The sequence below is a fragment of the Paenibacillus oenotherae genome, assembly GCF_019443105.1.
Lineage (GTDB): Bacteria > Bacillota > Bacilli > Paenibacillales > Paenibacillaceae > Paenibacillus_Z > Paenibacillus_Z oenotherae.
The window spans coordinates 28805-50687 of the sequence record NZ_JAHZIJ010000025.1; the positions used below are offsets into that span (position 1 = coordinate 28805).

Annotated in this window: 24 protein-coding genes and 1 other annotated feature (1 of these 25 only partly in view); all 24 genes read left to right on the forward strand. The window is 47.8% G+C overall.

Going from position 1 to position 21883, the window contains the following annotated elements; genetic code table 11:
• Positions 1–122: a sequence feature (ribosomal protein L10 leader region), on the forward strand (it extends 41 nt beyond the left edge of the window).
• Between the two features lie 59 nt (positions 123–181).
• The 24 genes from rplJ (at position 182) to rplE (ending at position 21873) form a co-directional block, all read left to right on the forward strand.
• A complete protein-coding gene (gene rplJ / locus K0T92_RS22375) occupies positions 182–679 on the forward strand; it encodes a 50S ribosomal protein L10 (protein ID WP_281423187.1) in 498 nt (165 codons plus the stop codon).
• Positions 680–746: 67 nt separating this feature from the next.
• A complete protein-coding gene (gene rplL, locus K0T92_RS22380) occupies positions 747–1109 on the forward strand; it encodes a 50S ribosomal protein L7/L12 (protein WP_219874724.1) in 363 nt (120 codons plus the stop codon).
• Between the two features lie 190 nt (positions 1110–1299).
• A complete protein-coding gene (locus K0T92_RS22385) occupies positions 1300–1902 on the forward strand; it encodes a class I SAM-dependent methyltransferase (RefSeq protein ID WP_219874725.1) in 603 nt (200 codons plus the stop codon).
• Positions 1903–2356: 454 nt separating this feature from the next.
• Complete coding sequence (rpoB, locus tag K0T92_RS22390; protein ID WP_219874726.1) at positions 2357–5902, forward strand: DNA-directed RNA polymerase subunit beta; 3546 nt, start codon at positions 2357–2359, stop codon at positions 5900–5902.
• 152 nt (positions 5903–6054) lie between these two features.
• A complete protein-coding gene (gene rpoC, locus K0T92_RS22395; protein WP_219874727.1) occupies positions 6055–9678 on the forward strand; it encodes a DNA-directed RNA polymerase subunit beta' in 3624 nt (1207 codons plus the stop codon).
• Between the two features lie 295 nt (positions 9679–9973).
• Complete coding sequence (locus K0T92_RS22400) at positions 9974–10204, forward strand: ribosomal L7Ae/L30e/S12e/Gadd45 family protein (RefSeq protein WP_219874728.1); 231 nt, start codon at positions 9974–9976, stop codon at positions 10202–10204.
• Positions 10205–10341: 137 nt separating this feature from the next.
• A complete protein-coding gene (rpsL, locus tag K0T92_RS22405) occupies positions 10342–10761 on the forward strand; it encodes a 30S ribosomal protein S12 (protein ID WP_219874729.1) in 420 nt (139 codons plus the stop codon).
• A gap of 65 nt (positions 10762–10826) precedes the next feature.
• A complete protein-coding gene (rpsG, locus tag K0T92_RS22410) occupies positions 10827–11297 on the forward strand; it encodes a 30S ribosomal protein S7 (RefSeq protein ID WP_219874730.1) in 471 nt (156 codons plus the stop codon).
• A gap of 29 nt (positions 11298–11326) precedes the next feature.
• The gene (fusA, locus tag K0T92_RS22415; protein WP_219874731.1) at positions 11327–13405 is read left to right on the forward strand and encodes an elongation factor G; all 2079 of its coding nucleotides are present in this window, start codon (positions 11327–11329) and stop codon (positions 13403–13405) included.
• Positions 13406–13526: 121 nt separating this feature from the next.
• Positions 13527–14717 carry an elongation factor Tu gene (tuf, locus tag K0T92_RS22420; protein ID WP_219874732.1) on the forward strand — a complete coding sequence of 397 codons (1191 nt, stop codon included), beginning with the start codon at positions 13527–13529 and terminating at the stop codon, positions 14715–14717.
• Positions 14718–15341: 624 nt separating this feature from the next.
• On the forward strand, positions 15342–15650 hold the full coding sequence (gene rpsJ / locus K0T92_RS22425; protein ID WP_005544556.1) for a 30S ribosomal protein S10: 309 nt from the start codon (positions 15342–15344) through the stop codon (positions 15648–15650).
• A gap of 35 nt (positions 15651–15685) precedes the next feature.
• Positions 15686–16309 carry a 50S ribosomal protein L3 gene (gene rplC / locus K0T92_RS22430; RefSeq protein WP_219874733.1) on the forward strand — a complete coding sequence of 208 codons (624 nt, stop codon included), beginning with the start codon at positions 15686–15688 and terminating at the stop codon, positions 16307–16309.
• Between the two features lie 28 nt (positions 16310–16337).
• Positions 16338–16961 (forward strand): 50S ribosomal protein L4, encoded by a 624-nt coding sequence (rplD, locus tag K0T92_RS22435; protein ID WP_219874734.1) that lies wholly within the window; start codon positions 16338–16340, stop codon positions 16959–16961.
• Entirely contained in the window at positions 16961–17251 is a 291-nt protein-coding gene (rplW, locus tag K0T92_RS22440; protein ID WP_219874735.1) for a 50S ribosomal protein L23, read from the forward strand. Before rplD ends, rplW begins: the two co-directional genes overlap by 1 nt.
• Positions 17252–17322: 71 nt before the next feature.
• Positions 17323–18153, forward strand: coding sequence for a 50S ribosomal protein L2 (gene rplB / locus K0T92_RS22445; RefSeq protein ID WP_219874736.1), 831 nt, complete (start codon positions 17323–17325; stop codon positions 18151–18153).
• Positions 18154–18207: 54 nt separating this feature from the next.
• Positions 18208–18489, forward strand: a complete 282-nt coding sequence (gene rpsS / locus K0T92_RS22450) for a 30S ribosomal protein S19 (RefSeq protein ID WP_219874737.1) — start codon at positions 18208–18210, stop codon at positions 18487–18489.
• Between the two features lie 42 nt (positions 18490–18531).
• Positions 18532–18867, forward strand: a complete 336-nt coding sequence (gene rplV / locus K0T92_RS22455; protein ID WP_219874738.1) for a 50S ribosomal protein L22 — start codon at positions 18532–18534, stop codon at positions 18865–18867.
• Between the two features lie 13 nt (positions 18868–18880).
• Positions 18881–19543, forward strand: a complete 663-nt coding sequence (gene rpsC, locus K0T92_RS22460) for a 30S ribosomal protein S3 (protein WP_219874739.1) — start codon at positions 18881–18883, stop codon at positions 19541–19543.
• Positions 19544–19545: 2 nt separating this feature from the next.
• Positions 19546–19980: a 50S ribosomal protein L16 gene (gene rplP / locus K0T92_RS22465; RefSeq protein ID WP_219874740.1), complete on the forward strand. Its 435-nt coding sequence runs from the start codon at positions 19546–19548 to the stop codon at positions 19978–19980.
• Positions 19970–20170 (forward strand): 50S ribosomal protein L29, encoded by a 201-nt coding sequence (gene rpmC / locus K0T92_RS22470; protein WP_219874741.1) that lies wholly within the window; start codon positions 19970–19972, stop codon positions 20168–20170. The genes rplP and rpmC overlap by 11 nt, the downstream gene beginning before the upstream one ends.
• A 52-nt stretch (positions 20171–20222) precedes the next feature.
• On the forward strand, positions 20223–20486 hold the full coding sequence (gene rpsQ / locus K0T92_RS22475; protein ID WP_219874742.1) for a 30S ribosomal protein S17: 264 nt from the start codon (positions 20223–20225) through the stop codon (positions 20484–20486).
• A gap of 41 nt (positions 20487–20527) precedes the next feature.
• Positions 20528–20896: a 50S ribosomal protein L14 gene (gene rplN, locus K0T92_RS22480; RefSeq protein ID WP_219874743.1), complete on the forward strand. Its 369-nt coding sequence runs from the start codon at positions 20528–20530 to the stop codon at positions 20894–20896.
• A 49-nt stretch (positions 20897–20945) separates the two neighbouring features.
• Positions 20946–21299, forward strand: coding sequence for a 50S ribosomal protein L24 (rplX, locus tag K0T92_RS22485; RefSeq protein WP_219874744.1), 354 nt, complete (start codon positions 20946–20948; stop codon positions 21297–21299).
• A 31-nt stretch (positions 21300–21330) separates the two neighbouring features.
• The gene (gene rplE, locus K0T92_RS22490) at positions 21331–21873 is read left to right on the forward strand and encodes a 50S ribosomal protein L5 (protein ID WP_219874745.1); all 543 of its coding nucleotides are present in this window, start codon (positions 21331–21333) and stop codon (positions 21871–21873) included.
• Positions 21874–21883 lie beyond the last annotated feature (10 nt).

The window sequence follows — 21883 nt, forward strand, 5'->3', positions numbered from 1 at the left end:
GCTTAATTTCCTACCGAGGTGTTATGATATCGTGTTTGTGCTTGGATGGACGCTTGCGTCCGGATATGCAACTGACCATCATGGCCTTCGCATTGTCTGCGAAGGCCTTTCTCATGCATCGAGGAAGAAGGAATTTGCCGCTAGAATCGGGATGTTGATAACTTTACGGGAGGTGTACATTTTGGCAAATGCAAAGATCATCCAAGGCAAACAAGCTGCTGTAGAAGAAATCACGACGAAGCTTCGTGAGAGCTCTTGCACAGTTGTTGCTGACTATCGTGGATTGAACGTTAAGCAAGTAACTGAGCTTCGTAAATCGCTGCGTGAAGCAGGTATCGAATTTCAAGTATTGAAAAACTCGATTCTGCGCCGTGCGACTGCAGGTGCTGATCTGACAGAGATGGATTCAGTATTGACTGGTCCAACTGCTATCGCATTCAGCAAGGAAGACGCAGTAGCACCAGCTAAAATTCTGAGCGAATTCGCTAAGAAGAACGAAGCTTTGCAACTTAAAGGCGGCGTTGTTGAAGGTCAATTTATGGATGCAGTGCAAATCAAAGCGATTGCGGATCTTCCGTCTCGCGAAGGCTTGCTCTCCATGCTCCTCAGCGTGCTCCAAGCTCCTATGCGCAACTTCGCCCTTGCTGTTAAAGCAGTGGCAGAGAAGCAAGAAGCTTAATAATCGGCTCGGCTATGCCGGGTAATAGCAATAACCCAAATAAAACAAATTCACTGGAGGTTTAACCATGAGTAAAGAGCAAATCTTAGAAGCTATCAAAGGCATGAACGTTCTTGAACTGAACGACCTAGTTAAAGCAATCGAAGAAGAATTCGGCGTAACAGCTGCTGCACCTGTAGCGGTTGTAGCTGGTGGCGGAGCTGCTGAAGCTGCTGAGCAATCCGAGTTCGACGTAATCCTGGCTAACGCTGGCGCTTCCAAAATCAACGTTATCAAAGCAGTTCGCGAAATTACAGGTCTTGGCCTGAAAGAAGCGAAAGATCTTGTTGATGGCGCTCCTAAGCCAATCAAAGAAAAAGTAGCTAAAGAAGAAGCAGAAGCTGTTAAAGCTAAGCTTGAAGAAGCAGGCGCTACTGTAGAAGTGAAGTAATTTAAGCTAACCTAGCTTATCGGCGAACCCCTAGAGGCTACTGGTCTCTTGGGGTTCGTTTCATTAAAAATAGGAGAAAGGCGGGCCTTGCTAGCGCAGAATGTCTGCTTTTCTAATATTTTTAACGTAAGAAACGCCTAGGCGGCAGTATGCTCTATAAAAGGTGAAGTCTAGGATGGAGAGGGATACGATGTCGGACCATTATTATACACAGGCACCTGGCGCGAAGCACGAGCACAGGGAATATGAAACTGCTATTCGCGGTCAACAGCTGCGATTTATGACAGATGCCGGCGTCTTCTCGAAAACAGGTGTCGATTATGGTACCCGCGTGCTTGTCGAAGCGCTGGATATTCCGTCCCACGCACGAGTTCTGGACGTAGGCTGCGGATATGGCCCCATCGGAATTATGGCTGCAAAGCTTGCTCCCCGTGGACACATCACGATGATCGATATTAACGAGCGTGCTGTTCAGTTGGCGGAGAAGAATGCGAAGCTGAACGGTGCTGCTAATATCACTGTTCTGCAAAGCGATTTGTTTGAGCGGGTGCGCGGTCAAGAGTTTGATGTGATTATCACTAATCCGCCCATTCGGGCAGGAAAGGCAGTTGTGCATCAAATATTCGAGGAAGGCGCCAAGCTGCTGGCATCAGGCGGATCCATGTGGGTTGTTATTCAGAAGAAACAAGGCGCGCCCTCTGCTGAGGCCAAGCTTGAAGCGATATTTGGCAATGTTGAAGAAGTGACGAAGGACAAAGGTTATCGCATATTTCGGTCGCGCAAGGAAGATTAGGCAGATGCTCAATATTTTGTTGACTTGACTTTTGGGTTGTGGTATCATTATAAAATGTCAGTATTAATATGGGCTCAATCTCTTTAGTTAACTAAAATGTCAAGCGTTAATTTTTATGAATAGAAATGACATGTTTGACGTATAATGTTTACATTTTGGGCAAAATTACATGATATGAGACTTTCTTTTCTTGTAAGCATGTAAGAGTTACTAGCGGAAACATGCTCTTTTTTCGAAAATATTCGATAAGGGCTTTTCTTTATTGAATCAGAATTTGCCTGCTGCACGTTCTGGTTGGCGATGAGATAGTGAGGCATCGTCATTTTAAGAGAGGGCGCAGAAAGAAACGTGGAATTGAATGCCCACGTTGAGTGCGATGCCTGTTCATCGTTGTTTTGGTGAAAGAGTGCATGGTTCATTTTCTGTGGAAGCAGACATGAGGGGTGAGGTTAAGTTGGCAGGACAACTTGTTCAGTTTGGTCGGCGCACGCGCAGAAGCTATGCTCGCATCAATGAGGTGCTTGAAGTTCCGAACCTGATTGAAATCCAGCAGAAATCGTATGAGAAGTTTTTGGAGAAGGATTTATTGGAACTTTTCCAGGACATTTCGCCGATTCAGGATTTTACAGGTAACTTGATGCTTGAGTTCATAGACTATTCGCTCGGAGAACCGAAATATTCCGTCGACGAATCGAAAGAACGTGACGTAACTTACGCAGCGCCGTTACGTGTAAAGGTTCGGCTCATCAATAAAGAAACCGGCGAAGTGAAAGAGCAAGAAGTATTCATGGGCGATTTCCCGCTGATGACTGAAACGGGCACATTCATTATTAACGGTGCTGAACGGGTTATTGTAAGCCAATTGGTCCGCTCGCCAAGTGTCTATTTCAGCACGAAAGTGGACAAAAACGGCAAAAAGACTTACACGGCAACGGTTATTCCGAACCGCGGCGCATGGCTGGAACTTGAGACGGATGCCAAGGATATCGTCTATGTCCGTATCGACCGTACGCGGAAGATTCCGGTGACGGTTCTTCTACGTTCGCTTGGTTTTGGCACAGATGCTGAGATCCTTGATTTGCTCGGCAATGACGAGTATATCCGCAATACGCTAGATAAGGATAATACCGATTCTACAGAGAAAGCGCTTATTGAAATTTACGAGCGCCTTCGTCCGGGTGAGCCGCCGACGCTTGATAATGCCAAGAGCTTGCTCGTCGCGCGTTTCTTTGATCCGAAGCGTTATGATCTTGCGAATGTCGGTCGCTACAAAATCAATAAAAAGCTGCATATTAAGAACCGTTTGTTCAACCAGCGGCTGGCGGAAACACTCGTTGATCCGTCTACAGGAGAGATTCTGGCCGAAGCCGGTCAAATGATCGATCGCAGACTGCTTGATGAGATTATTCCTTACCTGGAGAATAACGTAGGCTTCAAAACCTATCATGTCGCTAACGGCGTACTTGATGCGGATAGTATTCCACTTCAAGCGATCAGCGTATTCTCTCCTGATGATGAAACAAAGGTCATCAAGGTCATCGCTAATGGTGTCATTGACAAATCGGTTAAACATATAACGCCGGCGGATATAATTTCGTCGATTAACTATTTCTTGAACCTGCTCCACGGTGTTGGCAGCACGGATGATATCGATCACCTCGGTAACCGCCGTCTTCGTTCCGTTGGCGAGCTGCTGCAGAACCAGTTCCGCATCGGTTTGTCGCGTATGGAGCGCGTTGTCCGTGAACGGATGTCCATCCAGGATGCGAATGCAATTACGCCGCAAGCGCTTATCAATATACGGCCTGTTATTGCGTCGATCAAAGAGTTCTTTGGTTCCTCGCAATTGTCCCAATTTATGGATCAAACAAACCCGCTTGCCGAGCTTACGCACAAGCGTCGTTTGTCCGCTTTGGGACCCGGCGGTTTGACTCGTGAACGCGCGGGCTTTGAAGTGCGTGACGTTCATAACTCTCACTACGGCCGGATGTGTCCGATTGAGACGCCAGAGGGACCGAACATTGGATTGATCAACTCCTTATCCACGTTCGCCCGCATTAATGAATATGGATTTATCGAAGCGCCGTATCGTTGGGTTGATCCCAAGACCGGCATTGTTACGGAGCAAATCGCATACCTGACAGCAGATGAAGAAGACAACTATATCATTGCGCAAGCAAATGCCAAGTTGACAGAAGAAAGCCGATTTGCTGATGAGGCGGTTATCGTCCGTTATAACAAACAAGCAGATAACATCCTCACGATGCCAAGTGATCGAGTCGATTACATGGACGTTTCACCTAAACAGGTTGTTTCGGTTGCAACAGCGCTCATTCCGTTCCTTGAGAATGATGACTCCAACCGTGCGCTCATGGGTTCCAACATGCAACGTCAAGCTGTGCCGCTGCTTATTCCGAAGTCGCCGCTTGTCGGAACGGGTATGGAGCATAAATCGGCAAAAGACTCCGGTGTATGTATTGTTGCCAAATACGATGGAATTATCGAGCGTGTTTCGGCTAACGAGATCTGGCTTCGCCGTGTTGAGATAATCGATGGCAAGCCTGTTACCGGAGACCTGGTTAAGCAGAAGCTGCATAAGTTTATGCGTTCCAACCAAGGAACATGTATTAACCAGCGTCCGCTATGCCGTCGTGGCGATCACGTGAAGAAGGGCGATATCCTTGCGGATGGACCATCCACCGAGATGGGCGAGTTGGCTCTTGGCCGCAACGTAGTCGTTGCCTTTATGACATGGGAAGGCTACAACTACGAGGATGCGATTCTTCTTAGCGAGAAGCTTGTGAAGGAAGATGTGTACACGTCGATTCATATCGAAGAGTATGAGTCTGAAGCGCGGGACACGAAGCTTGGACCGGAAGAAATTACACGCGACATTCCTAATGTCGGGGAAGAAGCTCTTCGCAACCTCGATGAGCGCGGAATTATCCGCGTAGGTGCTGAGATCAGCGCAGGCGACATTCTGGTCGGTAAAGTGACACCTAAGGGTGTAACGGAGCTGACGGCTGAAGAGCGTCTCCTTCATGCGATCTTCGGCGAGAAGGCTCGCGAAGTGCGTGATACAAGCTTGCGCGTGCCTCACGGAACGGACGGAATCGTCGTTGACGTGAAGGTGTTTACCCGTGAGAACGGCGATGAGCTTCCTCCAGGCGTTAACCAATTGGTTCGTGCTTATATCGCTCAGAAGCGTAAGATCTCCGAGGGTGATAAAATGGCCGGACGTCACGGTAACAAAGGGGTTATCGCCCGCATTTTGCCGGAAGAGGATATGCCTTTCCTTCCTGATGGCACACCGGTAGAAGTCGTTCTGAACCCGCTGGGGGTTCCGTCGCGGATGAACATCGGTCAAGTGCTTGAGGTTCACCTTGGCATGGCTTGCAAGCGTCTGGGCATCCATGCTGCAACACCGGTATTTGACGGTGCGCGTGAGGATGACGTATTTGACTCCATGGAAGAAGCAGGAATGCAGCGCAACGGTAAGACAGTTCTCTATGACGGCCGTACTGGCGAAGAGTTTGAACGTGAAGTTACCGTTGGCGTCATGTATATGATCAAGCTTGCGCACATGGTCGATGACAAAATCCACGCCCGTTCCACAGGGCCTTACTCGCTTGTTACCCAGCAGCCGCTCGGTGGTAAAGCGCAGTTTGGCGGACAGCGTTTCGGGGAGATGGAGGTTTGGGCGCTTGAGGCTTATGGCGCTGCCTATACATTGCAAGAGATTCTTACCGTCAAGTCCGATGATGTTGTCGGTCGTGTGAAGACATACGAATCGATCGTCAAGGGCGAGAACGTTCCTGAGCCGGGCGTGCCTGAGTCGTTCAAAGTTCTTATTAAAGAGCTTCAGAGCTTGGGTATGGATGTCAAGATACTGGCAGAGAACGAAGAAGAGATCGAAATGAAAGAAATGGACGACGAGGAAGACGCAACTAGCGATAAGCTGAACCTCAATCTTGAGGGTGCAGAGGTTGGAGTAGAGTAACGGAATACGTACGAACGCTAATGAGCATGCCGTACGTCCGTGTTGAAGATGTCGGGGCCGGCTTTGTTCTGGTATGAAGCATGGCTCCCGGCAACGGCGTTGCACACGTAACGAGCTTGACATAGTGAACCAAGACGAAGGAGGGTTGCTCCTTGCTAGACGTGAACAACTTCGAATACATGAAGATTGGATTGGCATCTCCGGACAAAATCCGCTCGTGGTCCCGCGGAGAAGTGAAGAAACCGGAGACAATCAACTACAGGACGCTAAAACCGGAAAAAGAAGGCTTGTTCTGCGAGAAAATCTTCGGACCAACGAAGGACTGGGAGTGCCATTGCGGCAAATACAAACGTGTACGTTATAAAGGCGTTGTGTGTGACCGTTGTGGAGTAGAAGTAACTCGGGCGAAAGTCCGCCGCGAACGGATGGGCCACATTGAGCTGGCTGCTCCTGTATCGCATATATGGTATTTCAAAGGTATTCCAAGCCGCATGGGACTTGCGCTTGATATGTCCCCGCGTTCTTTGGAAGAAATCATTTACTTTGCATCGTATGTTGTTACGGACCCAGGTGATACGCCTTTGGAGAAGAAACAACTGCTGTCCGAGAAGGAATACCGCAGCTATCGTGAGAAATACGGCTATGGCTTCCATGCTGGCATGGGTGCCGAGGCTGTTAAGAAGCTGCTTCAGGATATTGATGTCGAGCGCGACCTTGAGAACTTGAAGGAAGAGCTTAGAACAGCTCAAGGCCAACGCCGCAATCGTGCGATCAAGCGTTTGGAGGTCATTGAAGCATTCCGCAACTCAGGCAATATGCCGGAGTGGATGATTCTTGATGTGCTTCCTGTTATACCGCCAGAGCTTCGTCCAATGGTACAGCTGGATGGCGGACGTTTTGCCACGTCTGACCTTAACGACTTGTACCGTCGTGTAATTAACCGTAACAATCGTTTGAAACGTCTGCTTGATCTTGGCGCACCGGATATTATCGTCCAGAATGAGAAGCGCATGCTTCAAGAAGCAGTTGATGCGCTTATCGATAATGGCCGTCGCGGCCGTCCGGTAACAGGACCAGGCAACCGTCCGCTTAAATCCCTCAGCCATATGCTGAAAGGTAAACAAGGACGCTTCCGTCAGAACCTTCTCGGTAAACGTGTTGACTATTCCGGTCGTTCCGTTATCGTAGTCGGACCTAGCCTGAAGATGTACCAGTGCGGTTTGCCGAAGGAAATGGCGCTGGAATTGTTCAAGCCGTTCGTAATGAAAGAGCTTGTTAACAAAGGTCTTGCTCATAATATCAAGAGTGCGAAGCGCAAGGTTGAGCGCGTAAGTCCAGAAGTATGGGACGTTCTTGAGGAAGTCATTAAAGAACATCCGGTTCTTCTAAACCGTGCCCCTACGCTCCACAGATTGGGTATTCAAGCATTTGAGCCGATTCTGGTAGAAGGTCGTGCGATTAAGCTTCACCCGCTCGTTTGTACCGCTTATAATGCGGACTTTGACGGTGACCAAATGGCTGTCCACGTTCCATTATCGGCAGAGGCACAGGCGGAAGCTCGTCTTCTGATGCTTGCTTCAGGCAACATTCTTAACCCGAAAGATGGTAAGCCGGTCGTTACCCCTTCACAGGATATGGTTCTCGGCAGTTACTATTTGACGATGGATAACAAGGAATCCAAGGGCAGCGGTTCCGTATTCGCGACTGTGAATGAAGCGATTTCGGCATACCAAAGAGGAATTGTTTCCTTGCATGCTCGCATCTTTATTCCCGTAAAAGTGCTTAAGAAAGTGACCTTTACAGAGGCGCAGCAGAGCTCGCTGATTTCCACGACTGTGGGTAAAGTAATTTTCAATGAAATATTCCCGGAAACGTTCCCTTACATCAACGAGCCTACAAAGGTTAACTTGCTTCAAGGTACGCCGGACAAATATTTCGTATACGAGAAAGGCACTGACTTGCGGAAGTTTATGGACGAAGTACCGCAAATGGGTGCTGTCGGCAAGGAATATCTTGGCCTTGTTATTGCTGAGTGCTTCCGTCAATACCATACGACACAAACTTCCATCATTCTTGATGATATCAAGCAATTGGGCTTTACTTACTCGACTCGTGCGGGGATCACGATTGCTGTATCCGATGTTATCGTGCCGGACGAGAAGAAGGAATTGCTGAAGGAATCGGAAGAGAAGGTCAGAGTCGTTACCAATCAATACCGTCGTGGTTTGATTACAAACGAAGAGCGCTATGACCGTGTAATCGAAATTTGGAGCAAATCCAAAGACAAGATCACAGAAGTTCTCATGAGATCAATGGATCGTTATAACTCCATTATGCTCATGGTGGATTCCAAGGCGCGGGGTAACAAATCACAAATTACTCAGCTTGGTGGTATGCGTGGTCTCATGGCGAATCCGTCCGGTCGTATCATCGAGTTGCCAATCAAATCGAACTTCCGTGAAGGTCTGACCGTTCTCGAGTACTTTATCTCGACTCACGGTGCGCGGAAAGGTCTTGCCGATACAGCGCTTCGTACCGCTGACTCCGGTTACTTGACCCGCCGACTCGTTGACGTTGCTCAAGACGTGATTGTACGCGAAGACGATTGCGGCACGGATAAAGGCTTTACTGTCAGCAAGATTCAAGATGGTAAAGAGGTTATCGAGGATCTGTATGATCGTATCGAAGGACGCTACTCCTTCGAGACAGTACGGAATCCGAAGACGGGCGAAGTGATCCTTCACCGCAACCAGCTGATTGACTCCAACAAAGCGGAAGAAGTTATCGAAGCTGGTGTTGAGAAGCTGCAAATTCGCTCCGTTCTTAGCTGCCGTGCTCGTCATGGCGTATGTAAAATTTGTTACGGCCGCAATCTTGCGACAGGCAAATTTGTCGAAATCGGTGAAGCAGTCGGTATCATTGCAGCTCAATCGATCGGTGAGCCGGGAACACAGCTTACAATGCGTACATTCCATACCGGCGGTGTTGCCGGAGACGATATTACGCAAGGTTTGCCGCGTATCCAGGAGCTTTTCGAGGCGCGTAATCCGAAAGGTCAAGCGATTATCTCTGAACTTGACGGCGTTATTAAAGACATCCGTGAAGCTAAGGATCGTCGTGAAATAGAAGTGCAAGGCGAAGCTGAGTCAAAAGTATATGCGGTCACATATGGTTCCCGTATTCGTGTCGTTAAAGGCCAGCACATTGAGGCGGGCGACGAGCTTACGGACGGATCGATCGATCCGAAAGATATGCTCCGCATTAAAGGTATCCGTGGCGTTCAGAACTACATTCTGCAAGAAGTTCAGCGCGTTTACCGGAACCAGGGCGTTGAGATTAACGACAAGCACGTAGAAGTTATGATCAAGCAGATGCTTCGTAAGATCCGTATCGTTGATGCGGGAGACACTAAGCTTCTCCCTGGTGCATTCGTGGATATCCATGAATATGAATCAGCGAACCGTGAAGCTATTCTTTCCAGTCTGGAACCAGCCGTTGCCAAACCGGTATTGCTTGGTATTACCAAAGCATCACTGGAGACGGATTCCTTCTTGTCGGCAGCATCTTTCCAAGAAACGACTCGTGTCCTTACGGATGCAGCGATCAAAGGTAAAGTGGATCAGTTGCTCGGCTTGAAAGAGAACGTAATTATTGGTAAGCTCATTCCAGCTGGTACTGGAATGAACCGTTATCGGAGCATAAGCTTCGCAGGCATGGAAGAAGAGCTGGCGGAAGAGGAATCTCTTGCCGCTGCTGAAACGGTCACTGTAGAATAGGCAGCAAAGTTCTCTGAACTGAATGTGTGATCTGGTAGGAGCGCGGGGAGCGAGCTGCGGCACAGCCGTTATGGTTGGTGCTGCAAATCGCTCTTTGTGCTGTCATACCTAACCATAGATGGAGTTTACGAAACCTTCATAGAACGCACTTCTATAACTTACTTGACACACAGCCAGACAAAGTGCTAATATGTCGTAGTGTGCCTATTGCATTGTCCTTGTAATTGTCAGTTCAGAACTTGTTGTCTCTCATGTAGATATAGAGTTTTGACAGAGCATAGAAGGATGGGATATCATGCAATTTGTTATCGGCAGCAAGCAGACGACGAAGATGGTAGAGCAAGGCAGCGCCATTCTAGTCTATGTTGCACAAGATGCAGATCAGCGGATGACGGACAAGATTGTCCGACTTTGCGAAACGGCGGGGGTTCCAATCTCCTGGGTGGACACGATGAAGAACCTTGGGGTTACCTGCGGGATCGAAGTCGGTGCTGCTATGGCGGCAGTCATACCTGAAATAGAATAAGGAAATATCGTTTTTACCGGGAAAGGCAGCGGTAGAAACTTTCGTTTGTTTCTTTATGAACCGCCTGGGTCTGTGGGCTTAATATAAGCCTTCATATTGGATGGAGCAAGACAGTCATTTGGGAAGGAGGTGGCAACATGCCAACAATTAATCAGCTCGTACGCAAAGGCCGTGAAGCGAAAGTCGTTAAATCGAAATCGCCGGCACTGCAAAAAGGATTCAACGCACTTAAACGTGAGGAAACAAACCAAAGCGCGCCACAAAAACGCGGGGTTTGTACTCGTGTAGGTACGATGACACCGAAAAAACCGAACTCCGCATTGCGGAAATATGCGCGTGTACGCTTGTCGAACCGCGTTGAGGTTACTGCATACATCGGCGGTATCGGTCACAACCTGCAGGAGCACAGCGTTGTATTGGTTCGCGGCGGCCGGGTTAAAGACCTTCCGGGCGTACGTTACCATATCGTTCGCGGTGCGCTTGATACTTCGGGCGTAAACAACCGTAAACAAGCTCGTTCTAAATACGGAACGAAGCGTGCTAAAGTTAAAAAATAAGACTTGCCACATGAGGTTATCATTAAGGTAGCCGATGTGAATACTAGAGAAAGGGGGATTTCCTCATGCCACGCAAAGGTCCTGTTGCTAAACGTGATGTTCTTCCAGATCCGCTGTACAATAGCAAACTTGTTACTCGTCTCATCAACCGCATTATGCTCGATGGTAAACGCGGTGTTGCTCAAACGATTTTGTATGATGCATTCACCCTTATTAACGAGCGTACGGGCAAAGAGCCGATGGAAGTTTTCGAAGCGGCAATCAAAAACATCATGCCTGTTCTTGAAGTTAAAGCTCGCCGTGTAGGTGGTTCAAACTATCAAGTACCGGTTGAAGTAAAACCAGAACGTCGTACATCGCTTGGTCTCCGTTGGCTCGTGAACTACTCACGTAACCGCGGTGAGAAAACGATGGAAGAGCGTCTGGCTGCTGAAATCATCGATGCTTCCAATAACACTGGCGCATCCGTGAAGAAGCGCGAAGATACACACAAGATGGCGGAAGCTAATAAAGCATTCGCTCACTACCGCTGGTAGGATTCACATAATCGAAAGGAGACGAAATCATGGCAAGAGAGTTCTCCTTGAAAAATACACGCAACATCGGGATTATGGCGCATATCGATGCGGGTAAAACAACCACGACAGAGCGGATTCTGTTCTACACAGGCCGTACCCACAAAATCGGAGAAGTGCACGAAGGTGCAGCGACGATGGACTGGATGGAGCAGGAACAAGAGCGCGGAATTACGATTACTTCCGCTGCTACTACTGCTCAATGGAAGGGTCACCGCATCAATATTATCGACACCCCGGGACACGTTGACTTCACAGTTGAAGTTGAGCGTTCCCTGCGCGTATTGGACGGGGCCGTAGGCGTTTTCAGTGCAAAAGAAGGCGTTGAGCCGCAATCCGAAACAGTATGGCGTCAAGCTGACCGTTACGGCGTTCCGCGGATCGCATACGTCAACAAAATGGACATCATCGGCGCAGACTTCCTTAACGTTATCAAAGATATGCGTGAGCGTCTGCAAGCTAATGCTGTCGCTATTCAATTGCCAATCGGTGCCGAGAATGACTTTATTGGTATAGTTGACCTCGTTGAACGGGTCGCTTACAAATATAAAGACGATCTTGGTAAAGATCCGGAGCAAATTGAAATTCCAGCTGATTTGGTGGATAAAGTTGAAGAGCTTCGCAATGATCTCGTTGAGAAGGTTGCTGAGCTTGATGAAGAGCTCACAATGAAATTCCTTGAGGGCGAAGAAATCACAATTCCTGAAATCAAAGCAGCATTGCGCAAAGGCGTTTGTGAAGTTAAGATCTACCCGGTTGTATGTGGATCTTCCTACCGCAACAAAGGCGTTCAATTTATGATTGACGCAGTTGTTGATTACTTGCCTGCTCCAATCGATGTTCCAGATATCAAGGGTACACTTGAAGATGGAACCGAAACGACTCGCAAGTCGGCAGACGACCAGCCTTTCGCAGCATTGGCATTCAAAATTATGACAGATCCTTACGTTGGTAAACTGACGTTCTTCCGCGTATACTCTGGGGTTCTTAGCTCCGGTTCATATGTCGTGAATGCAACGAAAGGCAAACGTGAGCGCGTTGGACGTATTCTTCAGATGCATGCGAACAGCCGTCAAGAAATTACCGATGTTTACTCCGGTGATATCGCGGCTGCAGTAGGTCTGAAAGATACAACGACTGGCGATACGCTTTGCGATGAGAAGAACCCTGTTATTCTGGAGTCGATGGTGTTCCCTGAGCCGGTTATCCAGCTCGCGGTTGAGCCTAAGACGAAAGCTGACCAAGACAAAATGGGTATCGCATTGCAAAAGCTGTCTGAAGAGGATCCGACTTTCCGTGCACACACGGATGAAGAGACAGGACAGACAATCATCGCTGGTATGGGTGAGCTTCACCTTGAAATCCTCGTTGACCGTATGCTTCGTGAATTCAAAGTTGAAACGAACGTTGGTAAGCCTCAAGTTGCTTATCGTGAGACGTTCAAGCAACATGCGAAGGTCGAAGGTAAATTCGTTCGTCAATCCGGCGGACGCGGTCAATTCGGACATTGTTGGGTTGAGTTCGAACCACAAGAAGCAGGAGCTGGCTTCACATTCGAAAGCAAGGTTGTCGGCGGTGCGATTCCTCGTGAATTTATCGGGCCGATCCAAGCTGGTATCGAAGAGTCAATGAAGAACGGTGTCCTCGCGGGCTTCCCGCTCGTTGACATTAAAGCTACTGTTGTTGATGGTTCGTACCATGACGTTGACTCCTCGGAGATGGCGTTTAAAATTGCTGGATCGATGGCGCTTAAAGCGGCTAAGGACAAATGTGCTCCTGTCCTGCTTGAGCCTATCATGAAAGTAGAAGTAACTGTACCAGAAGAGTACATGGGTGACGTAATGGGTATGCTGAGCTCCCGTCGTGGACGCATCGAAGGTTCTGACACGCGTCATGGTTCCTTGATCGTTCGTGCGAAGGTGCCTCTGGCAGAGATGTTCGGATACTCCACAACACTTCGTTCCGGTACACAAGGACGCGGCGTATTCTCCATGGAGCTTTCGCACTATGAAGAAGTACCTCGTTCGATCTCGGAAGAGATCATTTCCAAATCCAAAGGTAATGCTTAATAGCTGCCTTTGACCGTGCAAGACCTGTTAGAAGCTGTACTTGGTCGGATCAAGGGAAACCATTGGGATTCCGAATCCGACCGATCACATATTTTCTATATATTAAGGAGGATTAAGTTCAATGGCTAAGGCAAAATTTGAACGTAATAAACCGCACGTTAATATCGGTACAATCGGTCACGTTGACCATGGTAAAACAACTTTGACTGCTGCTATCACGACTGTTCTTTCCAAGCGTTATGGTGGAGCTGCAGTAGCATTCGACCAAATCGACAAAGCTCCAGAAGAGCGCGAGCGCGGTATCACGATCTCGACAGCTCACGTTGAGTACGAGACGCCTAACCGTCACTATGCTCACGTTGACTGCCCAGGTCACGCCGACTACGTTAAAAACATGATCACTGGTGCTGCACAAATGGACGGAGCAATCCTCGTTGTGTCCGCAGCAGACGGTCCTATGCCACAAACTCGTGAGCACATCCTGCTTTCCAAACAAGTAGGTGTTCCTTACATCGTCGTATTCCTGAACAAATGCGACATGGTTGAAGACGATGAGCTTCTTGAACTGGTTGAGATGGAAGTTCGCGACCTTCTTAACGAATATGAGTTCCCAGGCGACGATACGCCAATCATCCGTGGTGCTGCTCGTGAAGCGTTGCAAAACCCAGATGGCGCATGGGCTGACAAAATCGTTGAACTGTTCGAGCAAGTTGATACTTACATCCCAACTCCTGAGCGCGATACGGACAAACCTTTCCTTATGCCGGTTGAGGACGTATTCACGATCACAGGTCGCGGTACAGTTGCTACTGGCCGTGTAGAGCGTGGCGTTGTTAAAGTAGGCGACGAGATCGAAATCATCGGTCTGGTTGAAGAAACTCGCAAATGCGTAGTAACAGGCGTAGAAATGTTCCGCAAATTGCTTGACTCCGCTCAAGCTGGCGACAACATCGGCGCATTGCTTCGTGGTGTAGACCGTGCTGACATCGAGCGTGGCCAAGTATTGGCTAAGCCAGGTTCCGTTAAACCACACACGAACTTTACTGCTCAAATCTACGTTTTGACAAAAGAAGAGGGTGGCCGTCATAAGCCTTTCTTCACTGGCTACCGTCCACAGTTCTACTTCCGTACAACTGACGTAACGGGTATCATCAACCTGCCAGAAGGCACTGAGATGGTAATGCCTGGTGATAACATCACAGTTACGGTTGAGCTGATCGCTCCAATCGCAGTTGAAGATGGAACTCGCTTCGCTATCCGCGAAGGCGGCCGTACTGTAGGCGCTGGCGCTGTAGCATCCATCCAAAAATAATAAAGCCCGGCATCAGCCGTGCTCACATTATAATGGTAGAAAACCCCTCACTTCGGTGAGGGGTTTTTGTTGTTCTATAGGTTGTTCTATAATGTGTTCTGAAACTGTGCTGCATCTCAGTTTCTATTTTGTTTCTACATTATAATAGAAGAAACAGAATAGAAACGAATGTACATGTAGTGCTATAAGCATTACGGGTTTAAGAATCCAAGGCAGCTGCAATACTGATAACAGCTGCCTTGGATATTAAAATGCGCGCTTAGCGCATGATGATCTTGATGAATGGGGAGCGAAGCAGAGCAATAAACGAGTCGGAGAGTTTACGAGCCGCCTTTGCGATCATGTTGCCACCTTGAGTTACTATATAATGAAGCAACATGATTGCAACAGCGGCCGCAGACCGTTTATTGCCCCGCGCAGCGCCTCCAAATTCATCACAATTAAATGCCTAATTTAGTTGTTGCATTCACCCATCAATTTCGATATAATAGTGAAGTTGGTCTGTGACGTTGCGATGATGTGAGAGGTTGCCGACACACACGGCTCCTTTGCCATGAGGGGCGTGTCGGGTTTTCTCGCGGAGTATGTCCGATACTAAATTGGGCGATAAAAGGAGGGACTTATATGGCAAAGCAAAAGATTCGTATTCGCTTGAAAGCGTACGATCACAGAATTCTTGATCAATCCGCAGAGAAAATTGTGGAGACTGCTAAACGTTCTGGTGCAGGCGTTTCGGGACCGATTCCGCTTCCGACTGAGAAGCAAATCATCACCATTCTGCGTGCGGTACACAAGTACAAGGATTCTAGGGAGCAATTCGAAATGCGCACTCACAAGCGCTTGATCGACATTGTTAACCCAACGCCGCAAACGGTAGATGCATTGATGCGCTTAGACCTGCCATCCGGTGTAGATATCGAAATTAAACTGTAATACAGCATAATGCAGGAAGGAAATGAGGTGTCAACATGAAGGGTATCTTAGGTAAAAAACTAGGAATGACGCAAGTGTTTACCGCTGAAGGTAATGTTATACCTGTAACGGTAATTGAAGCAGGTCCGTGTGTTGTTCTGCAGAAGAAAGACCAAGAGAACGATGGCTATGAGGCTGTTCAAATTGGTTTCTCTGACAAGAAAGCTAGCAGAGCAACTAAACCGGAAGTCGGTCATGCTAAGAAAGCTGATTCGACTCCTAAGCGCTACGTTCGTGAGATTCGCGGCATTAACATTGGCGAATACGAAGTTGGCCAGCAATTGAAAGCTGACTTGTTCGCTGCAGGCGAATTCGTTGACGTAACAGGTATTTCCAAAGGTAAAGGATTCCAAGGTGTTATCAAACGCTGGAACCAAAGCCGCGGCCCAATGTCGCACGGTTCCCGTTATCACCGTGGTCCAGGTTCCATGGGTTCTATCCAAGCGAACCGCGTTCCTAAGGGCAAACGCCTTCCAGGACATATGGGTAACGAAACCGTTACAATTCAAAATCTTGAAATTGTACGCGTTGATGCAGAACGTAATGTGCTGCTCGTTAAAGGCTCTATCCCAGGCCCTAAAAACAGCTTCGTTAAAGTTAAATTAACGGTGAAGAAATAATCGCTTCTAAAGAAAGGAGGAACAAGCAATGCCGAAAGTAGCACTTTTTAGCGTGAACGGCTCGCAAGTTGGTGAAGTTGAATTGTCTGAATCCGTATTCGGAATTCAACCGAACGTACACGTCTTGCACAGCGCGGTTCTGTTGCAGCAAGCTGCAGAACGCAGAGGTACGCATAAGACGAAAGGGCGCTCTGAAGTACGCGGTGGCGGTCGTAAACCTTGGAAACAAAAAGGTACAGGACGCGCGCGTCAAGGTAGCATCCGCTCCCCGCAATGGGTTGGCGGCGGTACGGTTTTCGGACCTACACCTCGCAGCTACGGCTTCAAATTGCCGAAGAAAGTTCGCCGTCTGGCGATTAAATCCGCTTTGTCTTCAAAGGTGATCGACAACGATATCATCGTTCTGGATCAATTGGCTCTGTCGCAGCCTAAGACGAAGGAATTCACATCAATCCTGAACAACCTGAAGGTTGCTCGCAAAGCACTTGTAGTAACGGCTACCTACGAGGATAATGTAGCATTGTCCGCTCGTAATATTCCGGGAATCAAGATCGTTGCAGCTGATGGCATTAATGTTCTGGATGTGCTTGTATATGACAAGCTTATTATTACCAAAGAAGCAGTTGAGAAAGTACAGGAGGTGCTTGCGTAATGAAGAATCCACGCGATCTTATCAAGCGCCCGATCATTACGGAACAAACGAGCGAGCTTATGGCTACTAAACGATATGTGTTCGAAGTCGACATGCGTGCGAATAAGACCAATATCAAACAAGCTATCGAGCAAATTTTCAACGTTAAAGTTGCGTTTGTTAATACAATGCGTATGCCGGCTAAGCCGAAACGTTATGGCAAACATAGCGGATATACGTCCGAATGGAAAAAGGCGATCGTTCAATTGACCGCTGAAAGCAATGAACTAGAATTTTTCGAAACGGTTTAGTTTACAGCAGCGGAACCTGATGGTTCTGCCTGTGGATAAACCGCAAGATATCGGTTAAGGAGGGAATCGAAGTGCCAATCAAGAAGTATAAACCGACATCTCCAGCACGTCGTGCTATGTCCGTATCGACATTCGAAGAGATTACGACAAGTACACCGGAGAAATCGCTTCTTGCGCCGCTTTTCAAAAAAGCAGGCCGCAACAATCAAGGTAAAATTACGGTTCGCCATCATGGTGGCGGCCATAAACGTAAATACCGGATCATCGACTTCAAACGCAACAAGGATGGCGTTATTGGTAATGTAGCATCGATCGAGTACGATCCAAACCGTACGTCGAACATTGCACTTATCCACTATGTGGATGGAGAAAAACGTTACATCATCGCTCCTAAAGGTCTGAAAGTCGGCGCTCAAATCGTTTCCGGCGTTGGATCGGATATCAAAATCGGCAACGCAATGCCGCTTGAGAACATTCCGGTTGGTACAGTTATCCACAATATCGAGCTGAAGCCTGGTAAAGGCGGACAGTTGGTTCGTGCAGCAGGCACAGAAGCACAACTGCTCGGTAAAGAAGATAACTATGTAACGATCCGCTTGTCCTCCGGTGAAGTTCGCCGCATTCTGAAAACTTGCCGTGCAACAATCGGTTCTGTAGGCAACGAGGATCACGAGCTCGTGAAAATCGGTAAAGCCGGCCGTTCCCGTTGGCTTGGCAAACGTCCAGAAGTACGTGGTGTTGTAATGAACCCGAACGATCACCCGCACGGTGGTGGTGAAGGCCGCGCTCCTATCGGACGCAAATCTCCGATGTCTCCATGGGGCAAACCGACACTCGGATTCAAAACTCGCAAAAAGAAAAAGGCTTCAACTCAATATATCGTTCGTCGTCGTACGAAATAATAATCGCATGACGCAATCGCGTCATGCAATGCTAGCGTGAAGGGAGGATCATCCATGGGTCGCAGTTTGAAAAAAGGACCGTTTATCGACGGTTACCTGTTGAAAAAAGTTGAGGTATTGAACGAGTCTGAGAAGAAGGTCGTTGTTAAAACCTGGTCTCGCCGTTCGACAATTTTCCCGCAATTCATCGGACACACTTTCGCTGTTTATGACGGACGCAAGCATGTGCCAGTGTATGTGACGGAAGATATGGTTGGACACAAACTCGGTGAGTTTGCACCAACACGCGCTTACAAAGGCCACGGTAATGACGACAAGAAAACAGGACGTCGTTAATCGTTAATTGATAGTTTCTAACGAACGAAAGGAGGTTCATCCATGCAACAAGCTAAAGCGTTCGCTAATCACGTTCGTATTGCTCCTCGTAAAGCGCAGCTGGTTGTGGACTTGATCCGCGGCAAGCAAGTTGGCGAAGCAATTGCGATTCTGCGTCATACGCCGAAATCGGCTTCCCCAATCGTGGAGAAGCTGCTTAACTCTGCTATTGCTAATGCAGAACATAATTTCCAGCTGGATATTAACAAATTGGTCGTATCACAAGTATTCGTGAATCAAGGGCCAACTATGAAACGTTTCCGTCCGCGTGCAATGGGTCGCGCTAGCCGGATTAACAAAAGAACCAGCCACATTACATTGGTGGTATCTGAGAAATAAGGAGGGATAACGTGTGGGTCAAAAGGTAAATCCAGTCGGTCTTCGTGTCGGCGTCATTCGTGATTGGGAATCGAAATGGTACGCTGGCAAAGACTTTGGTGATCTTCTCATGGAAGACGTTAAGATCCGTGAGTACTTGAAAAACAAGTTGAAAGACGCAGCTGTTTCCCGCTTTGAAATTGAGCGTGCAGCTAACCGCGTTAACGTTACGATCAATACGGCTAAGCCTGGTATGGTAATTGGTAAAGGCGGTTCCGAGGTTGAGAACCTTCGTTCCGAAGTTTCCAAAATTGCTAAGGGCAAAAAAGTCCATATCAATATTGCTGAGATCAAAAATCCGGAACTCGATGCAATCTTGGTTGCAGAGAGCATTGCACAACAGCTTGAGCGTCGTATTTCGTTCCGTCGTGCGATGAAACAATCCATTCAACGGACTATTCGTTCCGGTGCTAAAGGAATCAAAACATCTGTAAGCGGTCGTCTTGGCGGCGCTGAGATTGCTCGTACGGAAGGTTACAGCGAAGGAACAGTTCCACTTCATACGCTGCGTGCTGATATTGACTATGGTACAGCAGAAGCGCATACGACCTATGGCCGTATCGGCGTTAAAGTATGGATCTACCGCGGTGAAATCCTTCCACCTAAGAAGAAAGCTCCGCAGGAAGGAGGCAACTAATCATGTTGGTACCAAAACGTGTCAAACATCGTAAACAACAACGTGGTCACATGAAAGGTCGCGCTAAAGGCGGAACGACAGTTAACTTTGGTGAGTTTGGTCTTCAAGCTATGGAGCCTTCATGGATCACTAACCGTCAGATCGAAGCAGCGCGTATCGCGATGACTCGCTACATCCGTCGTGGTGGTAAAGTATGGATCAAGGTATTCCCAGATAAACCGATTACTCAAAAACCTCTTGAGGTGCGGATGGGTAGCGGTAAAGGTAATGTTGAGAAATGGGTTGCAGTCGTTAAACCGGGTAAAATTTTGTTTGAGCTTGCAGGTGTTAGCGAAGAGATCGCTCGCGAAGCAATGCGTCTTGCTGCTCACAAACTCCCGATTAAAACGAAGTTTGTGAAACGCGAAGAAGTGGGTGGTGAAGCAAATGAAAGCTAGTGAATTGCGCAACCTGACCTCTACTGAGATCGAACAAAAAGTTGCCGGATTTAAAGAAGAGCTTTTCAACCTTCGTTTTCAATTGGCTACCGGTCAATTGGAGAACCCAACGCGCATCCGTGATGTGCGGAAGGAAATTGCTCGTGCAAAAACCGTTCTGCGTGAGAGAGAACTCGGAATCAGCAGCTAGTTGATCGTCCGTGATTGATAACGAAACGGTATTGTAAGGAAGGAGGAAGAACATGAGCGAACGTAATGCACGCAAAGTTCAAATCGGTAAAGTCGTGAGCGATAAAATGGACAAGACGATCGTTGTAGCAATCGAGACTTACAAAAAACACGATCTGTACCATAAACGCATCAAATACACGAAAAAATTCAAAGCGCATGACGAGAACAATGAAGCTAAGATCGGCGATGTAGTCAAAATCATGGAGACTCGTCCGCTTTCGAAAGATAAACGGTTCCGCCTTGTCGAAATCGTTGAAGTAGCTGTTATTTTGTAAGAATGCTTTTATAAGCATTTTCCCGAAAGGAGGACGTTGAAATGATTCAACCATTTACACGTATGAGTGTTGCCGATAACTCTGGCGCAAAAGAACTGATGTGTATTCGTGTGCTCGGTGGTACCGGTCGTCGTGTAGCACACATCGGTGATTTGGTCGTCTGCTCCGTTAAACAAGCAACACCAGGTGGCGTTGTCAAAAAAGGTGATGTTGTTAAAGCGGTTATCGTACGCACGAAGCGTGCAGTACGCCGTAAAGACGGTTCTTACATCTCGTTTGATGAGAATGCAGCTGTAATCGTTAAAGAAGATAAGAGCCCGCGCGGTACGCGTATTTTCGGACCAGTTGCTCGCGAACTCCGTGATCGTGACTTCATGAAAATCGTATCCCTTGCTCCGGAAGTTATTTAATAAAGCGAAATTGGCTTGCGTCAATCGCAAGATGCAGGAGGTGTAACTCATGCCAAAGGTGAAAAAAGTGTTGGAATCACACAACAATAAATTGCACGTGAAGAAAGACGATACGATCATCGTGATTACTGGTAAAGACAAAGGCAAAAAAGGCCGCGTCATCGCTGCGTATCCACGTGAGAATCGCGTACTCGTCGAAGGCGTTAACATGGTGAAGAAGCATTCGCGTCCTACCCAGCAAAACCCTCAAGGCGGCATCATTGAGCAAGAAGCGCCAATTCACGTGTCGAACGTTATGCACGTTGATCCTAAGAGCGGTAAAGTAACCCGTATCGGATACAAAGTGCTCGACAACGGCAAGAAAGTTCGGATTGCCAAAAGATCCGGAGAAGTTATCGATTAATTGACCGTTAGAGAAAGGAGGACCACGAAACATGGCAGCAAGAATGAAAGATCGTTTCTTGAATGAAATTACTCCTGCATTGATGCAGAAGTTCAATTATACGACAGTAATGCAAGTGCCTAAAGTTGAGAAAGTTGTCATCAACATCGGTGTTGGTGAAGCTGTTTCCAACTCCAAAGTTCTTGATGTTGCTGTTGAAGAGCTTCGCCTGATCACAGGTCAAAAGCCTGTTGTAACTCGTGCGAAGAAATCCATTGCGGGTTTCAAACTTCGCGAGAACATGCCAATCGGGGTTAAAGTAACGCTGCGCGGCGAGCGTATGTACTACTTCCTTGACAAACTGTTCAACGTATCTCTTCCACGCGTACGTGATTTCCGCGGTGTATCAAACAAAGCGTTTGATGGTCGCGGCAACTATACACTGGGCTTGAAAGAGCAACTTATCTTCCCTGAGATTGAGTATGATAAAGTTGATAAAGTGCGTGGTATGGACGTCGTCATCGTCACGACGGCAAAAACGGACGAGGAATCTCGTGAATTGCTGACCCAATTGGGTATGCCGTTTACGAAGTAATCCACAGGAG